Annotated in this window: 21 protein-coding genes and 1 pseudogene; 15 read left to right on the top strand and 7 right to left on the bottom strand. The window is 59.7% G+C overall.

Translation table 11 applies throughout. The features are described from left to right. Positions 1–17: 17 nt before the first annotated feature. Complete coding sequence (locus tag PSH97_RS20815) at positions 18–965, bottom strand: LysR family transcriptional regulator (RefSeq protein WP_192343974.1); 948 nt, start codon at positions 963–965, stop codon at positions 18–20. A gap of 275 nt (positions 966–1,240) precedes the next feature. Between PSH97_RS20815 and PSH97_RS20810 the strand changes: the two are divergent. Together PSH97_RS20810 and PSH97_RS20805 are read left to right on the top strand one after the other, a co-directional pair. Continuing rightward, positions 1,241–2,516, top strand: a pseudogene (locus PSH97_RS20810) (MFS transporter). A 119-nt stretch (positions 2,517–2,635) separates the two neighbouring features. Then, positions 2,636–3,877 (top strand): OprD family porin, encoded by a 1,242-nt coding sequence (locus PSH97_RS20805; RefSeq protein ID WP_305446516.1) that lies wholly within the window; start codon positions 2,636–2,638, stop codon positions 3,875–3,877. A 65-nt stretch (positions 3,878–3,942) separates the two neighbouring features. Here the strand turns inward: PSH97_RS20805 and PSH97_RS20800 are convergent, their stop codons facing one another. The 3 genes from PSH97_RS20800 to PSH97_RS20790 form a co-directional block, all read right to left on the bottom strand. Beyond that, complete coding sequence (locus PSH97_RS20800; protein ID WP_305425693.1) at positions 3,943–4,581, bottom strand: LysE family translocator; 639 nt, start codon at positions 4,579–4,581, stop codon at positions 3,943–3,945. Between the two features lies 1 nt (position 4,582). After that, a complete protein-coding gene (locus PSH97_RS20795; protein WP_305446515.1) occupies positions 4,583–5,353 on the bottom strand; it encodes a 2OG-Fe(II) oxygenase in 771 nt (256 codons plus the stop codon). Between the two features lie 92 nt (positions 5,354–5,445). Continuing rightward, entirely contained in the window at positions 5,446–6,072 is a 627-nt protein-coding gene (locus PSH97_RS20790) for a serine-tRNA(Ala) deacylase AlaX (RefSeq protein ID WP_038982069.1), read from the bottom strand. A gap of 90 nt (positions 6,073–6,162) precedes the next feature. Here PSH97_RS20790 and PSH97_RS20785 point away from each other — a divergent pair, with 90 nt between their 5' ends. After that, on the top strand, positions 6,163–7,161 hold the full coding sequence (locus tag PSH97_RS20785; protein ID WP_305446514.1) for a LysR family transcriptional regulator: 999 nt from the start codon (positions 6,163–6,165) through the stop codon (positions 7,159–7,161). Between the two features lie 67 nt (positions 7,162–7,228). Here PSH97_RS20785 and PSH97_RS20780 read toward each other — a convergent pair whose 3' ends face one another. Then, positions 7,229–7,636, bottom strand: coding sequence for a PA2817 family protein (locus tag PSH97_RS20780; RefSeq protein WP_305446513.1), 408 nt, complete (start codon positions 7,634–7,636; stop codon positions 7,229–7,231). A 114-nt stretch (positions 7,637–7,750) separates the two neighbouring features. Then, positions 7,751–10,198, bottom strand: a complete 2,448-nt coding sequence (locus tag PSH97_RS20775) for an acyl-CoA dehydrogenase (RefSeq protein ID WP_305446512.1) — start codon at positions 10,196–10,198, stop codon at positions 7,751–7,753. Positions 10,199–10,446: 248 nt separating this feature from the next. Between PSH97_RS20775 and PSH97_RS20770 the strand changes: the two genes are divergently transcribed. The 4 genes from PSH97_RS20770 to PSH97_RS20755 all read left to right on the top strand — a co-directional run bounded on the left by PSH97_RS20770 (position 10,447) and on the right by PSH97_RS20755 (position 13,615). After that, the gene (locus PSH97_RS20770; RefSeq protein ID WP_305446511.1) at positions 10,447–11,106 is read left to right on the top strand and encodes a transglutaminase-like domain-containing protein; all 660 of its coding nucleotides are present in this window, start codon (positions 10,447–10,449) and stop codon (positions 11,104–11,106) included. Positions 11,107–11,149: 43 nt separating this feature from the next. After that, positions 11,150–11,773 carry a glutathione S-transferase family protein gene (locus tag PSH97_RS20765; protein WP_305446510.1) on the top strand — a complete coding sequence of 208 codons (624 nt, stop codon included), beginning with the start codon at positions 11,150–11,152 and terminating at the stop codon, positions 11,771–11,773. A 133-nt stretch (positions 11,774–11,906) separates the two neighbouring features. Next, positions 11,907–12,839 carry an ABC transporter ATP-binding protein gene (locus PSH97_RS20760; protein WP_305446509.1) on the top strand — a complete coding sequence of 311 codons (933 nt, stop codon included), beginning with the start codon at positions 11,907–11,909 and terminating at the stop codon, positions 12,837–12,839. Beyond that, positions 12,836–13,615, top strand: coding sequence for an ABC transporter permease (locus PSH97_RS20755; protein WP_305446508.1), 780 nt, complete (start codon positions 12,836–12,838; stop codon positions 13,613–13,615). Before PSH97_RS20760 ends, PSH97_RS20755 begins: the two co-directional genes overlap by 4 nt. A 91-nt stretch (positions 13,616–13,706) precedes the next feature. On the opposite strand, the gene PSH97_RS20750 is transcribed toward PSH97_RS20755, so the two are convergent. Beyond that, positions 13,707–14,228: a DUF2062 domain-containing protein gene (locus PSH97_RS20750; protein ID WP_305446507.1), complete on the bottom strand. Its 522-nt coding sequence runs from the start codon at positions 14,226–14,228 to the stop codon at positions 13,707–13,709. A 136-nt stretch (positions 14,229–14,364) separates the two neighbouring features. Between PSH97_RS20750 and PSH97_RS20745 the strand changes: the two genes are divergently transcribed. The 8 genes from PSH97_RS20745 to murB all read left to right on the top strand — a co-directional run bounded on the left by PSH97_RS20745 (position 14,365) and on the right by murB (position 21,218). Then, positions 14,365–16,599: a DNA internalization-related competence protein ComEC/Rec2 gene (locus tag PSH97_RS20745; RefSeq protein WP_305446506.1), complete on the top strand. Its 2,235-nt coding sequence runs from the start codon at positions 14,365–14,367 to the stop codon at positions 16,597–16,599. Positions 16,600–16,695: 96 nt separating this feature from the next. Next, on the top strand, positions 16,696–17,331 hold the full coding sequence (locus PSH97_RS20740; RefSeq protein WP_008067747.1) for a MotA/TolQ/ExbB proton channel family protein: 636 nt from the start codon (positions 16,696–16,698) through the stop codon (positions 17,329–17,331). After that, positions 17,328–17,756, top strand: a complete 429-nt coding sequence (locus PSH97_RS20735) for an ExbD/TolR family protein (protein WP_052964865.1) — start codon at positions 17,328–17,330, stop codon at positions 17,754–17,756. Before PSH97_RS20740 ends, PSH97_RS20735 begins: the two co-directional genes overlap by 4 nt. After that, positions 17,756–18,766 (top strand): tetraacyldisaccharide 4'-kinase, encoded by a 1,011-nt coding sequence (lpxK, locus tag PSH97_RS20730; protein ID WP_305446505.1) that lies wholly within the window; start codon positions 17,756–17,758, stop codon positions 18,764–18,766. The genes PSH97_RS20735 and lpxK overlap by 1 nt, the downstream gene beginning before the upstream one ends. A gap of 25 nt (positions 18,767–18,791) precedes the next feature. Further along, positions 18,792–18,977 carry a Trm112 family protein gene (locus PSH97_RS20725; RefSeq protein ID WP_003179363.1) on the top strand — a complete coding sequence of 62 codons (186 nt, stop codon included), beginning with the start codon at positions 18,792–18,794 and terminating at the stop codon, positions 18,975–18,977. Further along, a complete protein-coding gene (gene kdsB, locus PSH97_RS20720) occupies positions 18,974–19,738 on the top strand; it encodes a 3-deoxy-manno-octulosonate cytidylyltransferase (RefSeq protein ID WP_305446504.1) in 765 nt (254 codons plus the stop codon). Before PSH97_RS20725 ends, kdsB begins: the two co-directional genes overlap by 4 nt. Further along, positions 19,738–20,202: a low molecular weight protein-tyrosine-phosphatase gene (locus PSH97_RS20715; RefSeq protein ID WP_305446503.1), complete on the top strand. Its 465-nt coding sequence runs from the start codon at positions 19,738–19,740 to the stop codon at positions 20,200–20,202. The genes kdsB and PSH97_RS20715 overlap by 1 nt, the downstream gene beginning before the upstream one ends. Further along, a complete protein-coding gene (gene murB, locus PSH97_RS20710) occupies positions 20,199–21,218 on the top strand; it encodes a UDP-N-acetylmuramate dehydrogenase (RefSeq protein WP_305446502.1) in 1,020 nt (339 codons plus the stop codon). The genes PSH97_RS20715 and murB overlap by 4 nt, the downstream gene beginning before the upstream one ends. Positions 21,219–21,441 lie beyond the last annotated feature (223 nt).

Raw genomic sequence — 21,441 nt, 5'->3', positions numbered from 1 at the left:
CCCGGGACAACAAAAAGTTATTCAAGAGTCCGTCGGCTGTTGAGACCGGGTGCCGGAACCATTCGAAGCGGGCCGACATCCGCAGCGTATTGGGAGACTACCTGGCGGCTCATATCGACGATGCTCTCGATCAACTCCAGGCCGACGCCGGCGCGCCATGAAGCCACGACATCCAGCTGCGGCAAGCGAGTACCCGGTTCAAGCTGAATCAGCTCGCCGCTGGCCAAGGGCTTGGCCACCAGCGCGGCCGGCAAGGCGCCAATGCCGAAGCCGTCACGAATCAGCCGGGTCATGGCCGACACCGAATTGACGCAACTGACGCGTGGCGTGCTGATGCCATGTGCGTGCAGCAGGTTGAGCACATCCTGATGCGGCCGGGAGTTTTTGACGAAGGTGATGATGCGCTCACTGGCCATTTCGGCCAGTGAGGCATAGGGGCGGGCATAGATTGAATTGCTGGCGGCGATCCAGTGCATGGGGTAGTGCGCCAGTTCGAGGTTGCGCACACTTTCGTGGCGGATCAGGTCCGTCTGGAACACGATGTCCAGATAGCCCTTTTGCAGCTGATCGCACAGATTGCGTGCGGCGTCGGCCGTGATTTCGATTTCCACGGCGGGGAAGGTCTGCATCAAGGTTGACATCAACGGACTGAGCCAGGTGTGGATCACCGTATCCATCACACCGATGCGCACCAGGCCCTGTTGCGGGTTGGTGTTATCCAGCGAGTGTTTCAACGCTCGCTGAACCTCGAGCATCTGCTCGGCGTAGTCGAGCACCTTGAGACCTTCCAGCGTCAGCGACACGCCGCGCGAATCGCGCACAAACAAGCGCAGGCCCAACTCTTCTTCCAGCGAGGCAATCCGGCTGGAGATAGCTGCCTGAGTGCTGAACATTTTCTCTGCGGTAAGGCTGAAGCTTTGCAGGCGTGCGACCCAGACGAAGGTTTCGAGAAATTTGAGGTTCATGGCGATTCTCGTGGTGGGGCGTTCACTGCTTTTCCACAGAGAACCGTGGTGGGGGTGCAGTAATTGTTACTCCAGAGTTCGTCGCCGGGGGTATCAAATTTTCTTATGCATAACCTCGTTTTTTTCCCGTTTGACGCAGTTTGGCCTTGGCGCGAAGAATCCGCTCCACGACGCAGCCACTGCGTCTGCCCCCCACGACAACGCCTTCACAAAAAAATAATGAGGCGTGTCCGTCATCTTCGCTTGCTGCCGCAGGAACTCCCATGGAAAAGACCATGACTGACCACGTGCTTTCAGGTTCGGGCCGCACCGGCCCGTTCAGTTGGTACGGCCCCCTGTCGAAAAATGAAAAGCGTACTTTCTGGAGTTGCAAGATCGGCTATGCCCTGGATCACACAGATGCTGAGTTTCGTCATTCCGACCCTGATCGCAACCTGGGGCATCTCCAAGGGCGATGCCGGGATGATTGGCACTTGTACGCTGCTGGCCTCGGCGGCGGGTGGCTGGATCGCCGGAATACTGTCCGACCGCATCGGTCGGGTGCTCACCCTGCAACTGACGGTGCTGTGGTTCGCCTTCTTCACCTTCCTCTGCGGACTGGCACAGAACTACGAGCAACTGCTGGTGGCCCGGACTTTGATGGGCTTTGGTTTCGGCGGTGAATGGACAGCGGGTGCGGTGCTGATTGGCGAGGTGATTCGCTCCCAGGATCGCGGCAAGGCCGTGGGCATGGTGCAGGCCGGATGGGCGCTGGGTTGGGGGCTTACGGCATTGCTCTATGCCGGGTTATTCAGCTTTCTACCACCGGAAGAGGCTTGGCGGGCGCTGTTCATGATCGGGTTGGTGCCAGCGCTATTCGTATTGGTGATCCGCCGACTGGTCAAGGAGTCGGACACCTTCGAGCAGGCCTGTATTGAGCGCAAGGCCAAACCTGAAAAGGATTCGCGTTGGGCCTTCTTTGAAATCTTCGCACCACGGATGCTCAGTACCACCTTGCGCGCTTCGTTGCTGACCACTGGTGCGCTGGGCGGTTATTACGCGATCACCACATGGTTGCCGACTTACCTGAAAACCGAGCGCGGCCTGAGCGTACTCGGCACTGGCGGCTATCTGGCGATGGTGATCGTCGGCTCCTACATCGGCTATGTGACCAGTGCATTGCTGACCGATGCCATCGGCCGGAAGAAGAACTTCATCCTGTTTGCCGTCGGCTCCATGGCGATCGTTCTGGCCTACACCCAACTGCCCATCGACAACACCTGGATGCTCTGGCTGGGCTTTCCGTTGGGCTTTTTCGCCTCGGGCATTTTTGCCGGCATGGGCGCTTTTCTGACCGAGTTGTTTCCGACCCGCATGCGCGGTTCGGGCCAGGGCTTTTGCTATAACGCCGGGCGCTCCATCGCCGCGCTGTTTCCGTTGTTGATCGGTGCACTGAGCGAAACGTTGCCGATTGGTACGGGGATCGGAATCTTCGCTGCCGGTGCCTATGGCGTGGTGATTCTGGCCGCGTTAAGCCTGCCGGAAACCCGCGGTCGTCAACTCGAGTCCTGAACCCCGACACGTCTGGGCAATTGTGCCCAGACGTCGCTGATCCATGGCTAATCGACAAACATCGGCCGCGATCGCAACGCCCCCGAGAGGGCTCGCTCGCGTCCGAAACAGGAGCAGGCATGAACTATTCGCTTTCCACCCAACGGTTGTACCTCCCGGTCGGCACATTGCTCGGCTTGAGCTTGCTCGGCGCACCGGTCGCCCAGGCGGATTTCATTGCCGACAGTAAAGGCAGCCTGGAGGCACGCAACTTTTACTTCAATCGCGATTTCCGCCAGGACGGCTCGCGTGACAAAGCCGAGGAATGGGCACAGGGTTTTCTGTTGCGGATGGAGTCCGGGTATACCGCTGGCACGCTGGGGTTTGGTCTGGATGCGCTGGGCATGGCCGGTTTTAAACTGGACTCCGGCGGCGGCACGGCGGGCACCAATCTGTTGCCGCCGGATTTGTCGGGCGGCTCGCAGGATCGCTATGGCGAGTTGGGCCTGACCGCCAAAGTACGTTTGTCCAAGAGCACGCTGAAACTGGGAACTTTGCAGATCAAGGATCCGGTGGTGAACTCCAACGACACTCGCCTGTTGCCGTCAACTTTCAAAGGCGGCCTGGTGAATGTTCAGGAGATTGACCGATTGAAACTGACGGCCGGGCAACTCACGCAGATCAACTTTGTCGACTCCACCGACTACCAGGACATGACCGCCAATCGCATCGGCGGGCAAAGCGACAAGTTCCAGTTCGCCGGGGCTGACTATCAATTCCTGCCGAACCTGACAGCGCAGTACCGCTACGGCAAGCTGGAAAATATCTACCAGCAAAACTTCCTCGGATTGGTCCACCTGCTGGATCTGGGGGCCGGCCAGTCGCTCAAGAGCGACGTGCGCTATGCGCGCAGCATTGAAGATGGCAACTTTCGTGACCTCGACAACCAGGCTCTCGGTGCGATGTTTACTTACAGCCTCGGCGGCCATGCACTGGGCTTGGGCTATCAGCGCATGAGCGGCGATGATCCGTTTCCGTACATCGGACGTAGCGATCCGTACCTGGTCAACTTCGTGCAGATCGGTGACTTTGCCAACGTTGACGAACACTCCTGGCAAACGCGCTATGACTATAACTTCGCGGCATTGGGTGTACCGGGGTTGAGCTTTATGACCCGCTACATCTCGGGCAATAACGTGCAGCGCAGTGCTCCGGGTGAGGGCAAGGAGTGGGAGCGCGACACCGATATCGCTTACGTGGTGCAGGACGGTACGTTGAAAGGCCTGGGCTTTAAATGGCGCAACGCGTCGGTGCGTTCGAACTTTGGCAATGATCTGGATGAGAATCGCTTGATCGTCAGCTATACCCTGGCGCTTTGGTAAATGTCTGGGTTATCAAGCAAGCAATGAATCGACGGCCCGCCAGTCAGACTGACGGGCCGTTTGTTTTACATCGACAGAATCAACCGGCCAGCGAACAGAATCAGGATCACCCCCATGGTTCGTTCGAACCAGTGCCCCATGCGCATGAACAGCAACCGCACCCGGGTGCTGGAAAAAAACAGCGCCACGATCACGAACCACAAGGCATTCACGAAACACATCCACACCCCGTACAGCGCCTGAATCTGCAGCGGTGTCGAGGCGCTGATGATGGTCGTGAAGATTGCCAGGAAGAACAGCGTGGCCTTGGGGTTGGTGGCGTTGGTCAGAAAACCTGTGGTGAACGCCTTCAGCAACGTTTGCTCGACCACCGGTTCGTCTGCACCTTTGTCGCCTTCCAGCACGGTTTTGGGTTTGCTGCGTATCAGGCTCACGCCGAGGTACAAAATGTAGGCACCCCCCACGACCTTGGCCACCGTCAACAACCAAGGCGTGGTGTGCATCAGTGCTCCCACGCCGAGCAAGGTGTAAAGCACATGCACGGAAATGCCCGCGCCGATGCCCAGCGCCGTGCAGATGCCCACCAAACGGCCGAAACGCACGCTTTGGCGGATGGTCACGGCGAAGTCCGGTCCGGGGGCGACCACGGCCAGAAAGTGGATGGTTGCCAGCGCCAGAAACTCGCCCAGGTAATTCGAAAACATCTCAACTCCAGAAAGTCAGGGGTGAAGCATTGCCGCGATAGCCGACAAAGAAGGAAAGGCTCAATCGCGGGTCGTCCACACCCGGGGTCACCGAGTGCATGCAGCGCGAATTGAACATGATGAAATCACCCGGCTCAGGACGAATCTCCAGGGTCGGCGGGCCGAGCAAGGCCGGGTCGATGCCGTAACTGTCGCCACGCATTTCGTCGAACTGGTCCGGGGAAATGTCGTGGTCCCACATCTGCAACGCGCCGCCTTCGGTCGGCATGTTCAGGTAGACGTTGCAGGCGAACTGCGCTTCCAGGCTTTTGGCCTGGAAACTGTCCGGGGCATCCTTGGCGAAAATGTCGTGATGGGCGAGGAAGCACACCCCAGGCTTCACGACCCGGGATAGCCCCACATACATCTTGCGGCCATAGAGATTTTCCAGATGCGCCCCCGCCGGCCAAGACTCGTCGAGCATGCAACGCAACGTATCGACAGGAGAGGAGTAGGGCGCGCAACGGCTGCGCAATTCGGCGATATTGCTGGTGGCGCGCTCGAAATAGTCCTCGATCAGCAGCGGCTGGTTTTCCGCTTCATAAAACGCCATGCCGATGCGGCCGATGCTCGGCGCGTTGATATAGCCTTCGAAGCCAGGGGCGAGGATCTTGTCGCCGATCTGGATCGCCAGCGGTCCAGGCAACAAGCCTTTGACGCGGATGGCGAGGACTTCTTCGTTGGCCAGTTTTTGTATGCACGTCTCATCGAGACGCTCGACGTCAAGCATCATGTTTTTAGGTCCATCTATCGATAGTCAACAGAGCCCGCGAATGCAGGCTCCCCCGGCGTCAGGCGATGACGGGGCCGACATCGCCCAAATGTTCAGTCCACGCTGTAGTGGACTGACAGCGTTCCCTTTTTCTGTGAAAGGGAAGCGATCGTGACCGTGCCCAAATCCTTCAGGCTCCGTACATGGGTACCGCCGCAGCCGTAGGCGGGCAGCTCACCGAAACCGATTTCCCGGGCGCCTTCGCGCAACGACGTCAGGCGCGGCAGGTCATGGGCGATCCATTGCGTGATGCCATGCTGAATCGTCTGCGCATCGACCTCCTGCGCGCTATCACCCGGCTTGAATTGGACACGTCCTTCATCCGGCCAGTGATGAGCCTTGGTCGGCATCCAGCCCATCGCCTGGACGAAGTGACCGATCAGGTGCCCTGCGGAATGCATGCGCGTGTTGAACCGGCGGCGTTGCTCGTCGACCCGAATCTGGGTCATGCCGAGTTTTACCGGATGATCGACGAAATGGATGATCCGGTCCGGATCCTGAACCACGCGCAGCACCTGGCTTTCGCCGATCCAGCCGGTATCCCAGGGTTGCCCGCCGCCCTGAGGATGAAACAGTGTGGCACGCAGCACTACTGCGAATTCGTTCTCGTAGGGCGTGCAATCCAGGACTTCCACATTGGCCTTGAGGTCATCACTATGGAAAAAGAGGCGAAGCGTCATATTCCATGCCCTTATTAAAGTTTCTATTTTTATTATATGAACCGTGGAATTGCGTGATAATCCGTTCAATCATCAAAGGACTGTTGCGCTGTGAGCATAAATCTTCCCCTGCCGCTGCTCGGTGAAATGGCGATTTTCGTCAAGGTCGTCGAGACTGGCAGTTTCTCCGAAGCAGCACGCCAATTGGGCTCCTCTCCCTCGGCGGTGAGTCGCAGCATTTCGCGGCTGGAGAAGGCCCTCGCCACGCGGCTGCTGCAACGAACCACGCGCAAGCTGCGCCTGAGTGACGGTGGCGAAGAGGTGTTCAAGCGTTGCCAGGAGATGGTCAGCGCGGCGAAATCGGTGATGGAAATCAGCGGTCAGTTCACCCATGAGGCGGAAGGGCTGGTGCGCGTCAGCGTGCCTAAAGCCGTCGGGCGATTCGTGATTCACCCGCACATGCCGGAATTTCTGCGGCGCTATCCCAAAGTGAACGTGGAGTTGTTGCTCGAGGACCGTCAGGTGGATTTGATCGATGACAACGTCGATCTGGCGATCCGTATTACCGATCGCCCGCCTGCGGGGTTGGTGGGGCGGCAGTTGCTGACCATCGATCATTTGCTCTGTGCGACGCCGCAGTACCTGGCTGAACACGGCACGCCGACTCATCCTCACGACCTGCTTAACCACAGCTGTATCTATCTGGGCGAAACCCCGAGCGATGCGCGCTGGAAATTCAAGAAAGGCAGCAAAGCCGTCACCGTCGGCGTGCGCGGACGTTATGCCGCCAATCACACAGGCGTGCGACTGGGCGCGGTATTGCAACACATCGGAATCGGCAGCCTGCCGTACTTCACCGCCCGGTATGCGCTGGAACAAGGGCTGATCGTGCAAGTACTGCCGGACTGGACTTTTCTGGCATCCTACCACGGAGGCGCCTGGCTGCTGCATTCGCCAACCCGTTATCTACCGCCCAAGTTACGGGTGTTTATCGACTATCTGGTGGAATGCCTGGAGAAGGAGCCAACCTTGAGCAGGCCGGGCAAGCCAAGTGGGTTGGGCAAGGTCGCGGCGGAGTATGAATTGCCCGAAAGTGATGGGTTGCTTTGATCTCCCCGGCCAACAAAAAAGGCCCGCATATTCAACCATGCGGGCCTTTTGCATTACTGATTGGGGATCAGTGCTTGCTGTCCTGGTTCGACATCGCCAGCAGCTGTTTTTCCTGATTCCAGTCGAACGGTTCATCGTTCTGTTCGGCTTCGAAGCGACGCTCTTCAAGGGCCTGGTACAGGTCGATTTCTTCGTCGGCCAGGTAGTGCAGGCAGTCGCCGGCGAAGTACCACAGCAGGTCCCGTGGAATCAGGTGGGCGATTTGTGGATAACGGGAAATGACCTGCGTCAGGATGTCCTGGCCCAGGTACTGGCTTTCGATCGGTTCGATCGGCAGTGACGCCAGCAGTTCGTCGAAGCGCTCCAGGAACAAGGCATGGCTTTCTTCGGGAACCTGTTCGGCCTCACCTACGGCGACCAGGATGCTGCGCAGGTGGTCGAGCAAGACGAGATGATCGGCAACGACGTTGGACACGAGATAAGTCCTCAAGAGCAAAACGGGCGCGAGAGTATAAAGCTCTTGCGCCCCTTTTCCCATGATAGAGAGCACATAGTAAAGAGCCCCATGCAAGACACAGGCTCCGCCGGATCAGCGGACCTTGCCTTTGGCCATTACCAGCCCCTTTGGGTCGAAATCATCGACATCGATCACCTTGCGTCGCGCCACTTCTGCCTCGCGCAAGGCCTGGGCTTCAACCGGTTGCAAGACGCCACCCTCCAGAGCGGCATCGATGGCAGATTCTCCGAGAGTGGGTTTGACCTGGCGACTTTTCAACGCCGTATTGAGTTTTTTCTGTACCGGTTTGGCAGCGTTCAGCAAATCGCAAGCGTGCTGCAGGGCACCGACTGAATCCTCTGGTGATTGTGGGCGATAGCAGCCGCCCAGTAACTCCTCAAGCGTTGGATCGCCCTTGGGACGGCCGATGACGGCTGCGACTTGGGCCGCCAGTCTGTCCGACGGGCCTCTGTGGCGACGACCGAAAGGGAACACCATCACCCGCATCAGGCATCCAAGCACCTTGTTCGGGAAGTTGGTCAGCAGTTCGTCCAGCGCACGTTCGGACTGGCCGAGGCTCTCCTCCATGGCCCAGGCGAATAGCGGATGCATATGCTCGGGTGAATCGAGATCGTGATAACGCTTGAGTGCGCCGGAGGCCAGATACAGGTAGCTGAGCACATCACCCAGACGTGCGGACAGCCGTTCGCGACGTTTCAAATCACCGCCCAGCAGCATCATGCTCAGGTCTGCAAGCAGAGCAAAGGCTGCGGCCTGACGGTTGAGGGCACGGAAATAGCCTTGGCTGAGCCTGTCCCCGGGCATGTGTTCGAAATGCCCGAGGCCGAGGTTCAGCACCAAGGTGCTGGCGGCGTTGCACACGGCAAAACCAATGTGGTCGAGCAGCAGCGCATCGAACTCGATCAGTGCCTGTTGTTTGTCTTCGCGATGGGCGAGGGCCATTTCCTTGAGCACGAACGGATGGCAGCGAATAGCGCCCTGGCCGAAGATCATCAAGTTGCGTGTCAGGATATTCGCACCTTCGACCGTGACGGCAATGGGCGCACCTTGCCAGTTACGCGCCAGGTAGTTGTTTGGCCCCATCATGATGGCCCTGCCGCCGTGAACATCCATGGCGTGGCTGATGCACTCGCGACCGCGTTCGGAGAGGTGGTATTTGATAATGGCCGAGGGCACCGACGGTTTTTCGCCGAGGTCGACCGCATTGGCGGTGAGCATCCGTGCGCTGTCCATCAACCAGGTACTGCCGCCGATCCGCGCCAGTGCTTCCTGAATGCCTTCGAAGGCTGACAGCGGGGCGTTGAATTGTTCGCGAACCTGGGCATATTGGCCTGTCACCAGGCTGCTGAACTTGCCCGCAGCGGTACCGATGGCAGGTAGCGAAATGGAACGCCCGACCGACAGGCAGTTCATCAGCATCATCCAGCCTTCGCCGAGCATTTCCTGACCGCCGATGATGAATTCCAGCGGCACGAACACGTCCTTGCCAGCGTTCGGACCGTTCATGAAGGCGGCGCCCAACGGCAGGTGACGGCGACCGATTTCTACACCGGGGGTCTGGGTTGGGACCAGGGCGAGACTGATTCCCAGGTCGACTTTGTCGCCCAGCAGATGGTCCGGGTCATAGGCCTTGAAAGCCAGACCGATCAATGTCGCAACGGGGCCGAGGGTGATGTAGCGTTTTTCCCAGTTAAGACGCAGGCCGAGGGTTTCCTTGCCTTCCCATTCACCTTTGCAGATGACCCCGGTGTCGGTCATCCCGCCGACGTTGGAGCCTGCCATCGGGCCTGTCAGGGCAAAACAAGGGATATCGTCGCCGCGGGCCAGCCGTGGCAGGTAATGATTGCGCTGTTCGTCAGTGCCGTAATGCAACAGCAGCTCCGCCGGGCCGAGGGAATTGGGCACCATGACCGTCGACGCCAGGTCGCCGCTGCGGGTGGCCAGTTTCATCGCTACCTGGGAGTGCGCATAAGCCGAGAAGCCTTTGCCACCGTATTCCTTGGGAATGATCAGGGCAAAAAAGCCATGTTGTTTGATGTGATCCCAAGCCTGGGGCGGCAGATCCAGCAATTGGCCGATCTGCCAATCGCTGACCATCGCGCAGAGCTCTTCAGTCGGACCATCGATGAACGCTTGTTCCTCTTCGCTCAGTTGCGCCTTTGGATAGGCCAGCAGCTTGTTCCAGTCCGGGCGACCGCTGAACAGCTCGCCGTCCCACCAGACCGTGCCAGCTTCAATGGCTTCACGTTCGGTTTGTGACATCGGCGGCAGGTTTTTTTGAAACCAGCTGAACATCGGGGCCGTGAAGAGTCTTCGGCGCAGATCCGGCAACAACAGGAAAGCGGCCACGACCGCGAGCATTACCCAGAAAATCAGCATCAGCCAGACGGGGGCGTGGCTGAAGATGCCCATCGCCAGCAGATAGACGGCGATGATGCCCAAGGCGGGCAGAGGCGCAGTGCGCCGATGTGCCAGGTAGGCAATCCCGACCACCAGAATCAGTATCCACAACAGCAACATATTCAATTCTCCATGAAGCCAGGGGCAAAACCACTTTCAGAGCTTAGACGGCATCCATAAAAGTGGAGGTCAGAGCGATAGGTCTGAGTTTGTAGGAAGCAACGGTTGAAACTCGTCGGCTATTTCGAGGGCGGACGGTTAAGCGCTTTTGTAGAAGGGGCGCTAAACGCTGATATTTGGCCGAAACGTCGTTATCTCTGTGCTAAAGGTGTCGCTAGACTCGTGGCTTCCCCCAGGAGATTGTTCCCATGCACGCATGTCTGAGCCCCGGCCGCTTCATCGATAGTGACCATCCCTCGGTGGTGGAGTTCGCCGAAAAACATCGTGGCGCCGGGCGCGATCCGCTCGAACAGACGATCAATCTCTATTACGCAGTGCGTGAGGCCGTGCGCTACAACCCTTACACCTTCAGCCGCGATCCAGAGACCTTGCGCGGCAGCTATGCGCTGGCGGCGGGGGAGAGTTATTGCGTGCCCAAAGCCACGCTGCTGGCCGGTGCAGCCCGGCATTGCGGGATTCCGGCGCGTATCGGTCTGGCAGATGTGCGCAATCACCTGTCGACGCCGCGTCTGCTCGAACTACTCAAGAGCGATGTGTTCGCCATGCATGGTTACACCGAGTTGTACCTGAACGATCGTTGGGTCAAAGCCACTCCAGCCTTCAATCAACAGCTCTGCGAACTGTTCAATGTCGCGCCGCTGGAGTTTGATGGGATCAACGACAGCGTGTTCCACCCCTTCAACCGTGACGGCGAGCAGTTGATGGAATATCTGATCGATCACGGCCAGTTCACTGATGTGCCGGAAGCGTTCTTTTTCGAACACCTGGAAAAGTGCTATCCGCATCTGTTCGGCGAGCAATTGCCGGTGCTGCTGGGTGATATGCAGAGCGATTTGAGTCGCGTCTGATCCGGCGTATGCTGCCTGCGCATTCATCCAAGAAGGGGCGGTCATGCTGAAGATCTGGGGTCGGAAAAATTCGTCGAATGTCAGGAAGCCATTGTGGGCGGCCGAAGAACTGGGTCTGGCCTATGAAGCCATCGATGCCGGCGGCGCCTTTGGCGTGGTTGACACGCCAGAGTACCGCGCGATGAATCCCAACGGCCGCGTGCCGGTGATTGAAGATGACGGTTTCGTGCTGTGGGAATCCAACACCATCGTCCGTTACCTGATGGCCCGTCATGCCAGCGATACGGCCTGGTATCCGACAGACCTGCAGGCCCGTGCCTCGGCGGAAAAGTGGATGGACTGGACCACCTCAAGTTTTGCCGCTCCGTTCCGCACGGTGTTCTGGGGCGTATTGCGAACCCCGGAACACCAGCAGGACTGGCCGGCCATCAAGGCTGCGATCAAGGAATGCGACGATTTGCTGTCGATGGCCGATCAAGCGCTGGCGGTTAAGCCATACCTGTCGGGCGATGAGATCGGCATGGGCGACATTCCCTTGGGCAGCTTCATTTATGCCTGGTTCGAGATGCCGATCGAACGTGCGCCGCTGCCTCATCTCGAAGCCTGGTACGCGCGGTTGAAACAGCGTCCGGCGTATCAGAAGGCAGTCATGACCGCGTTGACTTAATACTCACTATCGACACGCGTGACTGTACTTGTGTGGCGGCGACAAGCACCATTGCGCTCATGCGCCGCGGTTGCATTGCTCGCCGCCCGCCCTTATTTATTCCTTTCTTCCCTTCCTGGTGCGTAAATCCGATATGAGTTCCGCTCTGTCCATCCGGCAGCTAACCAAAACCTACGGCAACGGTTTCCAGGCCCTGAGTGGTATCGATCTGGATGTCGCCGAAGGTGACTTTTTCGCCTTGCTCGGCCCTAACGGCGCCGGCAAATCCACGACCATCGGCATTCTTTCGACCCTGGTGACCAAGACCAGCGGCACGGTGAATATCTTCGGCCACGACCTGGACAAGGAACCGGCGGCACTCAAGCGCTGCATTGGTGTGGTGCCCCAGGAGTTCAACTTCAACCAGTTCGAAAAGACCTTCGACATTGTCGTGACCCAGGCCGGCTACTACGGCATCCCGGCGAAAATCGCCAAGGAACGCGCCGAGCAGTACCTGACTCAACTGGGCCTGTGGGACAAGCGCGATGTGCCGTCGCGCTCCCTGTCCGGCGGCATGAAGCGCCGCCTGATGATCGCCCGGGCACTGGTTCACGAACCACGCCTGCTGATCCTCGACGAACCGACGGCGGGGGTGGATATCGAATTGCGTCGCTCGATGTGGACCTTCCTCACCGAGCTGAACAAAAAAGGCATCACCATCATCCTCACCACTCACTACCTGGAAGAGGCTGAGCAGTTGTGCCGCAACATCGGCATCATCGATCACGGCAGGATCGTCGAGAACACCAGCATGAAACAGTTGCTCAGCCAACTGCATGTCGAGACGTTCCTGCTGGACCTGAAGAACACGTTGCAAGTGGCGCCACAGTTGCTCGGCTACCCGACCAAACTGATCGACAGTCATACCCTGGAAGTCCAGGTCGACAAGGCCATGGGCATTACCGCGTTGTTCACCCAATTGGCGCAGCAGAACATCGAAGTGTTGAGCCTGCGTAACAAAACCAATCGCCTCGAGGAGTTGTTCGTGTCCCTGGTGGAGAAGAATCTGTCGAAGGTGGCGGTATGAGTTCCGAGCTGCAACCCAACCTCGTTGCCCTCAACACCATCGTTTACCGTGAGGTCAAGCGCTTCACCCGGATCTGGCCGCAGACCCTGCTGCCGCCGGCCATCACCATGGTTCTGTACTTCGTGATCTTCGGCAATCTGATTGGTCGGCAGATTGGCGACATGGGTGGTTTCACCTACATGGAGTACATCGTGCCGGGGCTGATCATGATGTCGGTGATCACCAACTCCTACGGCAACGTGGTATCGAGTTTCTTTGGCAGCAAGTTCCAGCGTTCCATCGAAGAGTTGATGGTGTCGCCGGTGTCACCCCATACGATTCTGATCGGCTACACCCTGGGCGGCGTGCTGCGCGGGTTGATGGTCGGGATCATCGTGACGTTGCTGTCGCTGTTCTTCACCACGCTACAGGTGCATCACCTGGGCGTGACCGTTCTGGTGGTGCTGCTGACGGCGACGATCTTCTCGCTATTGGGCTTCATCAACGCGGTATTTGCGCGCAACTTCGATGATATCTCGATCATCCCGACGTTTGTGCTGACGCCGCTGACGTACCTGGGCGGGGTGTTCTACTCGATCAGCCTGTTGCCACCGTTCTGGCAGACCGTGTCGCTGGCCAACCCGGTGCTGCACATGGTCAACGCTTTCCGTTACGGCATCCTCGGTGTGTCGGATATCAGGATCAGCGTGGCGATCGCCTTCATGCTCATTGCGACTGTTGTGCTGTACATCGGTTGTGCGCGGTTGCTGGTGAGTGGGCGTGGGATGCGTACGTAAGGAAGACCGAATCGCCTGCATCGCGAGCCTGCTCGCGATGACGTCAGCCCAGGCACCGCAAAAAAACGGCCTCCCAAGCGGAGGCCGTTTTTCATTCTTGCATCCGGCTTTTCTTACGCCGCTTCCACTGCCGACTCACCCACCAGCGCCAATACATCATCACCAGGCAATAGGCGAGGGCACCCAGCACCAACCCCGTGACTACCGAGCCGAGCAAGAACGGTTGCCACAGGCTTGAGAGTTCGCCGCTGATCCATTCCCAGGTCAGCTCATTCGGCAGGCTGCGGGCGGGGACGTCCATCAACCAGGCACCGGTCTGGTAAGTGCAGAAGAACACCGCCGGCATGGTGATCGGGTTGGTCAGCCAGACCAGGCTGACGGCAATCGGCATATTGCCGCGCACCACAATGGCAAGGATGGCCGCCAACAACATCTGCAACGGGACGGGCAGAAACGCCGCGAACAGACCGACCGCCATCGCCCGCGCGACCGAGTGGCGGTTGAGGTGCCAGAGGTTGGGGTCATGCAGCAGGGTGCCGAGAAAGCGTAAGGATTTGTGTTCCCTGATGCTGGTCGGATCTGGCATGTAACGTTTGAATAAGCGCCGGGGCATAAGGCTTCTCGGTCGGTTAAGGCGGCAAGTATGTCTTGATTCTACGAACCGCCCATTCAGACTTTGTGACAATTGATAACGACATACGTGCGGCGCAGCGGCTACGCCTAGGGAGGGGACTCTCAAGGACGGGCTTATGCGCACAGGGATGATGGCGCTGGCGTTGGGTCTGCTGGCCTTGCGTTTTTTACCGGCATTACCGCCGGTCTGGTTGTGGCTGTTGTTACCGGTAGCGGGTTTGATGTTGCTGCCGTTTCGAACTATTCCCTTGGCATTTTTTCTGTTCGGTTTCAGTTGGGCGGGCGCGAATGCACAGTGGGCGATGAATGATCGCCTGGCGCTGAAGCTCGATGGTGAGACGCGCTGGGTCGTAGGTCGTGTGACCGGGTTGCCGCAGCAGGCCGACGAGGTGGTGCGTTTCGAACTGACGGACAGTCAGTCCCGTCGCACCAAGCTGCCTGGGCACCTGCGCCTGGCCTGGTATGGCGGGCCTCCCGTCAACAGCGGCGAACATTGGCGGCTGGCCGTCAAATTGAAGCGTCCTGCCGGGTTGCTCAACCCGCATGGGTTCGATTACGACGCCTGGCTACTGGCCCGGCACATCGGCGCCACCGGAACCGTCAAGGACGGCCAGCGCCTGAGGGAGGCGCAGTGGGCCTGGCGCGACGGCATCCGTCAGCGTTTGCAGGTCGTGGATGCCCAGGGGCGAACGGGCGCGCTGACGGCGTTGGTGCTGGGGGATGGCGCCGGGCTGAGTCGTGAGGACTGGCAGGTGCTGCAAGACACCGGCACCGTGCATCTGTTGGTGATTTCCGGGCAGCACATCGGCCTGCTGGCGGGGGTGGTGTATCTGCTGATTGCCGGATTGGCGCGTTATGGTGTGTGGCCCAAGCGCTTGCCGTGGCTGCCATGGGCGTGCGGGCTGGCGTTTGCGGCGGCGCTCGGTTATGGGCTGCTGGCCGGCTTCGAGGTGCCGGTGCGCCGGGCCTGCCTGATGATCGGTCTGGTGCTGTTGTGGCGACTACGGTTTCGTCACCTCGGCGCATGGTGGCCGTTATTGCTGGCGCTTGACGGTGTTTTGCTGCTGGATCCGCTGGCGAGCCTGCAACCGGGTTTCTGGTTGTCCTTTGCGGCGGTGGCGGTGCTGATTCTCACCTTCGGCGGGCGATTGGGTCCGTGGCGTTGGTGGCAAACCTGGACTCGTGCCCAGTGGCTGATCGCGATCGGTTTGTGTCCGCTGCTGTTGGTGCTGGGGTTGCCGATCAGTCTCAGTGGGCCACTGGCCAATTTGCTCGCAGTGCCCTGGGTCAGTCTGGTGGTCCTGCCGCCAGCTTTGCTTGGGACGATGTTGTTGCCCGTTCCTTATGTGGGCGAAGGATTGCTGTGGCTGGCCGGCGGTCTGATCGATCTTTTGTTCAAGGGGTTGGCGTTGATAGCGGGGCAATTGCCCGCATGGATACCAGTGGCGGTCCCGTTGTGGGTATGGGCGCTCGGCACGCTGGGCGCCTTTGTGCTGTTGCTGCCGCGAGGCGTGCCGTTGCGCCCGTTGGGTTGGCCGATGTTGCTGTTACTGGTTTTTCCGCCCCGACACACGTTGCCTGAAGGCATGGCCGAGGTTTGGCAGCTGGATGTCGGTCAGGGTTTGGCGATCCTGGTGCGTACCCGCCATCACACCTTGCTGTATGACGCCGGGCCACGGTTCGGCGATATCGACCTGGGTGAGCGGGTGGTGCTGCCATCATTGCGCAAACTGGGTGTGAGCAGCCTTGATCTGATGCTGATCAGCCACGCCGATGCCGATCACGCCGGCGGTGCGCGAGCAGTTGCCAACGCAATACCGGTGAAGCAAGTACTCAGTGGCGATCACTTGGCCCTGCCAGATCAACTCCACGCCGAGGGCTGCGAGAGTGGTCAGCAATGGGCCTGGGACGGCGTGAAGTTTCAACTCTGGCAGTGGCCGTCAGCCAGCGACAGCAATCAGAAATCCTGCGTGCTACAGGTCGAAGCCAACGGCGAGCGCTTGCTGCTGACCGGCGACATCGATGCCGCAGCCGAGCGGGCGCTGCTCGACGGTCCATTGGCAGTGCGGACGGATTGGTTGCAGGCCCCGCACCATGGCAGTCGCAGTTCGTCTTCGGTGGCATTGCTCAGCGCCTTGCAACCCAAAGCGGTATTGATCTCCCGTGGTAACGGCAATTCTTTCGGCCATCCCCATCCCACGGTTGTGGCGCGCTATCAAAAACGCGGTGTGGCGATCTACGACAGCGCCGAGCAAGGTGCCATTCGTCTGCAACTGGGACGCTTCAGGCCGCCGTGGACGATGCTTCAAGAACGGCGCTTCTGGCGCGGTCCGCCACTATCCAGCCAGTAACCCGAACTATCGAAGCCCGACCGGATGCGACATCGCGGTCTTCGGTGCGTCCACCCCCTATGTTAGAGTGGCGCACTTTTCGAGGGGACTGTCACTGTGTGGGAATTGGTCAAATCCGGCGGCTGGATGATGCTGCCGATCATTTTGAGCTCCATCGCGGCCATGGCGATCGTCGCCGAGCGTCTCTGGACCCTGCGTGCCAGTCGCGTGACCCCGGAGCACTTGCTCGGGCAGGTCTGGGTCTGGATCAAGGACAAACAACTCAATAAAGAAAAGCTCAAGGAACTGCGCGCCAACTCTCCGTTGGGCGAGATCCTGGCCGCCGGCCTGGCGAATTCCAGGCATGGTCGCGAGATCATGAAAGAGTGCATCGAAGAGGCCGCCGCGCGGGTGATTCATGAGCTCGAACGCTACATCAACGCCCTCGGCACCATTGCCGCCATGGCCCCGTTGTTGGGGTTGCTGGGTACGGTGCTGGGCATGATCGATATTTTCAGTGCGTTCATGGGCACGGGCATGGGCACCAACGCCTCAGTGCTGGCCGGTGGTATTTCCAAAGCGCTGATCACCACCGCCGCAGGCCTGATGGTCGGTATCCCGGCCGTGTTCTTCCACCGTTTCCTGCAACGCCGGATCGATGAACTGGTGGTGGGCATGGAGCAGGAAGCGATCAAGCTGGTCGAGGTAGTGCAGGGTGACCGCGACGTGGATCTGGCTGAGGGTAAAGCGTGAAATTCCGTCGTAAACCACGGGAAACGATAGACATCAACCTCGCGTCGTTGATCGACGTGGTGTTTATCCTGCTGCTGTTTTTCGTTGTGACCACCACCTTCACCCGTGAAACCCAGTTGCGCGTCGACTTGCCGGAAGCAGTCAGCGGTTCCCCGGCCGAGGACCAGCAGGCCAAGCAACTGGACATCGCCATCAGTGCCGAGGGAGTGTTCTCGGTCAACAACCACTTGTTGCCCAAGAACGACCTGACCAGCCTGATGGAAGCGCTGCAGAAAGAATCCAACGGCGACACAAACCTGCCGTTGTCCATCAGCGCTGATGGCAAGACGCCCCATCAGTCTGTCATCACCGCGATGGATGCTGCCGGCAAGCTCGGTTTCAGTCACTTGCGCATGACCACAGTCGAGGCGGCGCCGGCGTCCTGATGGCCATGTCCGATCGATTGCTCGCGGCGTGGTACGAAGGCCATCCGGCGTTGAAGCTGTTGCAGCCTCTGGAATGGCTCTATCGACGCGTGGTCACCGGCAAGCGCAAACGCTTTTTGGCGGGCGAGGGCGAGATCTACCAACCGCCGGTGCCGCTGATCGTGGTCGGCAATATCACGGTGGGCGGCACCGGCAAGACACCGCTGATTCTGTGGATGATCCAGCATTGCCAGCGCAGCGGGCTGCGGGTCGGCGTGGTCAGTCGGGGCTACGGCGCCAAACCGCCGCAATTGCCGTGGCGGGTCAAGGCGGATCAAGATGCGGACGTGGCGGGCGATGAACCACTGTTGATCGTCCAGCGCACTGGCGTGCCGCTGATGATCGACCCGGACCGCAGCCGCGCGGTCAAAGCCTTGCTGGCGAGCGAACCGCTGGACCTGATCCTCTCCGACGACGGCATGCAGCATTACCGGCTGGCCCGGCATCTGGAACTGGTGCTGATCGATGCCGCCCGGGGGCTGGGCAACCAGCGCTGCCTGCCGGCCGGACCGTTGCGCGAACCGATCGAGCGGCTGCAAAGCGTCGATGCGGTGCTTTATAACGGCGCCATGGCCGACCGCACCGACGGTTTCGCCTTCCAGCTGCAACCCACGGCACTGGTCAACCTGCAAAGCGGCGAACGCCGGCCCCTTGACCACTTCCCTGCAGGCCAGGCCGTTCACGCCGTGGCCGGGATTGGCAATCCCCAGCGTTTCTTCACGACCCTCGAAACGCTACACTGGCGGCCAGTGCCGCATGCATTTGCCGACCATGCCGAGTACAGCGTCCAGGCCTTGAATTTCACACCGTCATTGCCAGTGGTGATGACGGAAAAGGACGCGGTGAAGTGCCGTGCCTTCGCCGCCGCCGATTGGTGGTACCTGGCGGTCGATGCTGCGCCATCGCCGGCCTTCGTGGCCTGGTTCGATACGCAGCTGATGCGCCTGTTGCCGTCTCGTCTTTTGCCTTAAATCCGTTTCTATCCAGGGAATGTTCATGGACACCAAATTGCTTGATATCCTCGCTTGCCCGGTCTGCAAGGGCCCGCTCAAGCTCAGCGCCGACAAAACCGAGCTGATCAGCAAGGGCGCCGGCTTGGCGTACCCGATTCGCGACGGCATCCCGGTGATGCTCGAAAGCGAAGCGCGCACCCTGACCACCGACGAGCGTCTGGATAAATGACCACAGCCTTTACCGTCGTCATTCCATCGCGCTATGCCTCCACCCGTCTGCCGGGCAAACCCCTGCTGTTGATCGCCGGCAAGCCGATGATCCAGCACGTCTGGGAGCAGGCGAGCAAAAGCAGCGCCCAGCGAGTGGTCGTTGCCACCGACGATGCGCGTATTGTCGAGGCCTGCAAAGGCTTTGGTGCCGAGGTGGTGCTGACGCGCGAAGACCATAATTCCGGCACCGACCGACTGGCCGAAGTCGCGGCGAAACTGGGCCTGGGCCCGGACGCCATCGTGGTTAACGTTCAGGGCGACGAGCCGTTGATCCCGCCGAGCGTGATCGATCAGGTTGCCGCCAACCTAGCCGCCCACACCGAAGCGCGCATGGCCACCCTGGCCGAGCCGATCGAAGACGTGGAAACCCTGTTCAACCCCAACGTGGTCAAGGTGGTCAGCGACCTCAATGGCTTGGCGTTGACGTTCAGTCGTGCCACTTTGCCGTGGGCGCGGGACGCGTTTGCCAAAAGCCGCGAGCAGTTGCCGGAAGGCGTGCCATATCGCCGTCACATCGGCATTTATGCCTATCGCGCCGGTTTCCTGCAGGACTTCGTCACCTGGGGCCCGTGCTGGCTGGAAAACACTGAGTCTCTGGAACAACTGCGTGCCCTGTGGCACGGTGTGCGGATTCACGTCGCCGATGCGCTGATCGCACCGCCCACCGGCGTCGACACCATTGAAGACCTCGAGCGCGTTCGTCGCTTGCTGGAGGCTTGATGCGGGTTCTGTTCGTCTGCCTGGGCAACATCTGCCGTTCCCCCACGGCCGAAGGCGTGTTGCGGCACAAATTGCGTGAGGCGGGGCTGGCCGATCAAGTCGAAGTGGCTTCCGCCGGCACCGGTGACTGGCACGTCGGCAAGGCCCCGGACAAGCGCAGCCAGGCTGCGGCGAAGCTGCGCGGCTACGACCTGTCCGCCCAGCGAGCCCAGCAAGTGACCCGCGCCGATTTCGCCAGCTACGACTTGATTCTGGCAATGGACAACAGCAACCTGCGCCACCTCAAGGCCTTGCAACCGACCAATGGCAAGGCCGAGCTGGATTTGTTCCTGCGGCGCTACCAGTCGCCAATCGATGAAGTGCCGGATCCTTATTACGACGGCGACCAGGGTTTCGAACAGGTACTGGACCTGATCGAGAGCGCCAGCGACCTGCTGGTGATCGAATTGAAGGGACGGTTATGAGTTTGCAGGTACATCCGCTGGTATCGCTCAAGCCGTTCAACAGCTTTGGCGTGGATGTTCAGGCCCGGCTGTTTGCCGAGGCCCATAGCGATGCCGATGTGCGCGAAGCCCTGGCCTATGGGCTGGAACATGATGTGCCCGTGCTGGTGATCGGTGGCGGCAGCAATTTGTTACTGACGGCCGATGTCCAGGCACTGGTGCTGCGCATGGCCACACGGGGGATTCGCCTGCTGAGCGATGACGGCAACCAGGTGGTGATCGAAGCCGAGGCGGGCGAGCCGTGGCATCCGTTTGTGCAACACACCTTGGCGCAAGGGTTGTCGGGGCTGGAGAACCTCAGCCTGATTCCCGGCACCGTAGGCGCGGCACCGATGCAGAACATCGGTGCTTACGGCGTCGAGATCAAAGACGTTTTCGCCGGCCTGACGGCCCTTGATCGCCAAACCGGCGAGTTGCGGGATTTCACGCTGGCCGAGTGCAACTTTGCCTACCGTGACAGTCTGTTCAAACAGGAACCGGGGCGCTGGTTGATCCTGCGGGTACGTTTCACCCTCAATCGCACCGCGCATCTGCACCTGGAGTACGGTCCGGTTCGCCAGCGCCTGACGTCGCAGGGCATCGATCACCCGACGCCTATTGATGTCAGCCAGGCCATTTGCAGCATTCGCAACGAAAAGCTCCCGGACCCGGCGGTGCTCGGCAATGCCGGCAGCTTCTTCAAGAACCCCTTGGTGCCGGCGACATTGGTGGCGCAACTCAAGGAGCAGTACCCGGAGCTGGTGGCCTACGCGCAACCTGACGGGCAAATGAAACTGGCGGCGGGCTGGCTGATCGAACGGGCCGGCTGGAAAGGCTTTCGCGACGGTGATGCCGGTGTGCATAAATTACAGGCGCTGGTGCTGGTCAACTACGGCACCGCAACGGGCCTGCAATTGCTGAACCTGGCGCAACGCATTCAAAAAGACATTTCAGAACGTTTCCACGTCGACCTGGAAATGGAGCCCAATCGGTATTGAGGCTACGCTTCAGGCTGATTCCAAAGCCCTGCACATCTTCAGATGTGCAGGGCTTTTTTGTTAATGCTGGGTTAACTTAGCTACCTAACGATGCAGCATTTGCTCCACCAAAGGCCCGATGCAGACGTCGCGTCCGCATAAGAGAGCCCATTAGCCTGAGTCGATCTGCGTGAAGGAACCCACGCGGCAGATTGCTCGACCCCATAACCTCTATCACTATGCG

Origin of the sequence: Pseudomonas cucumis (assembly GCF_030687935.1) — a bacterium.
GTDB classification, from domain to species: Bacteria; Pseudomonadota; Gammaproteobacteria; order Pseudomonadales; family Pseudomonadaceae; genus Aquipseudomonas; species Aquipseudomonas cucumis.
This window is presented reverse-complemented; position numbering and strand designations above follow the sequence as displayed.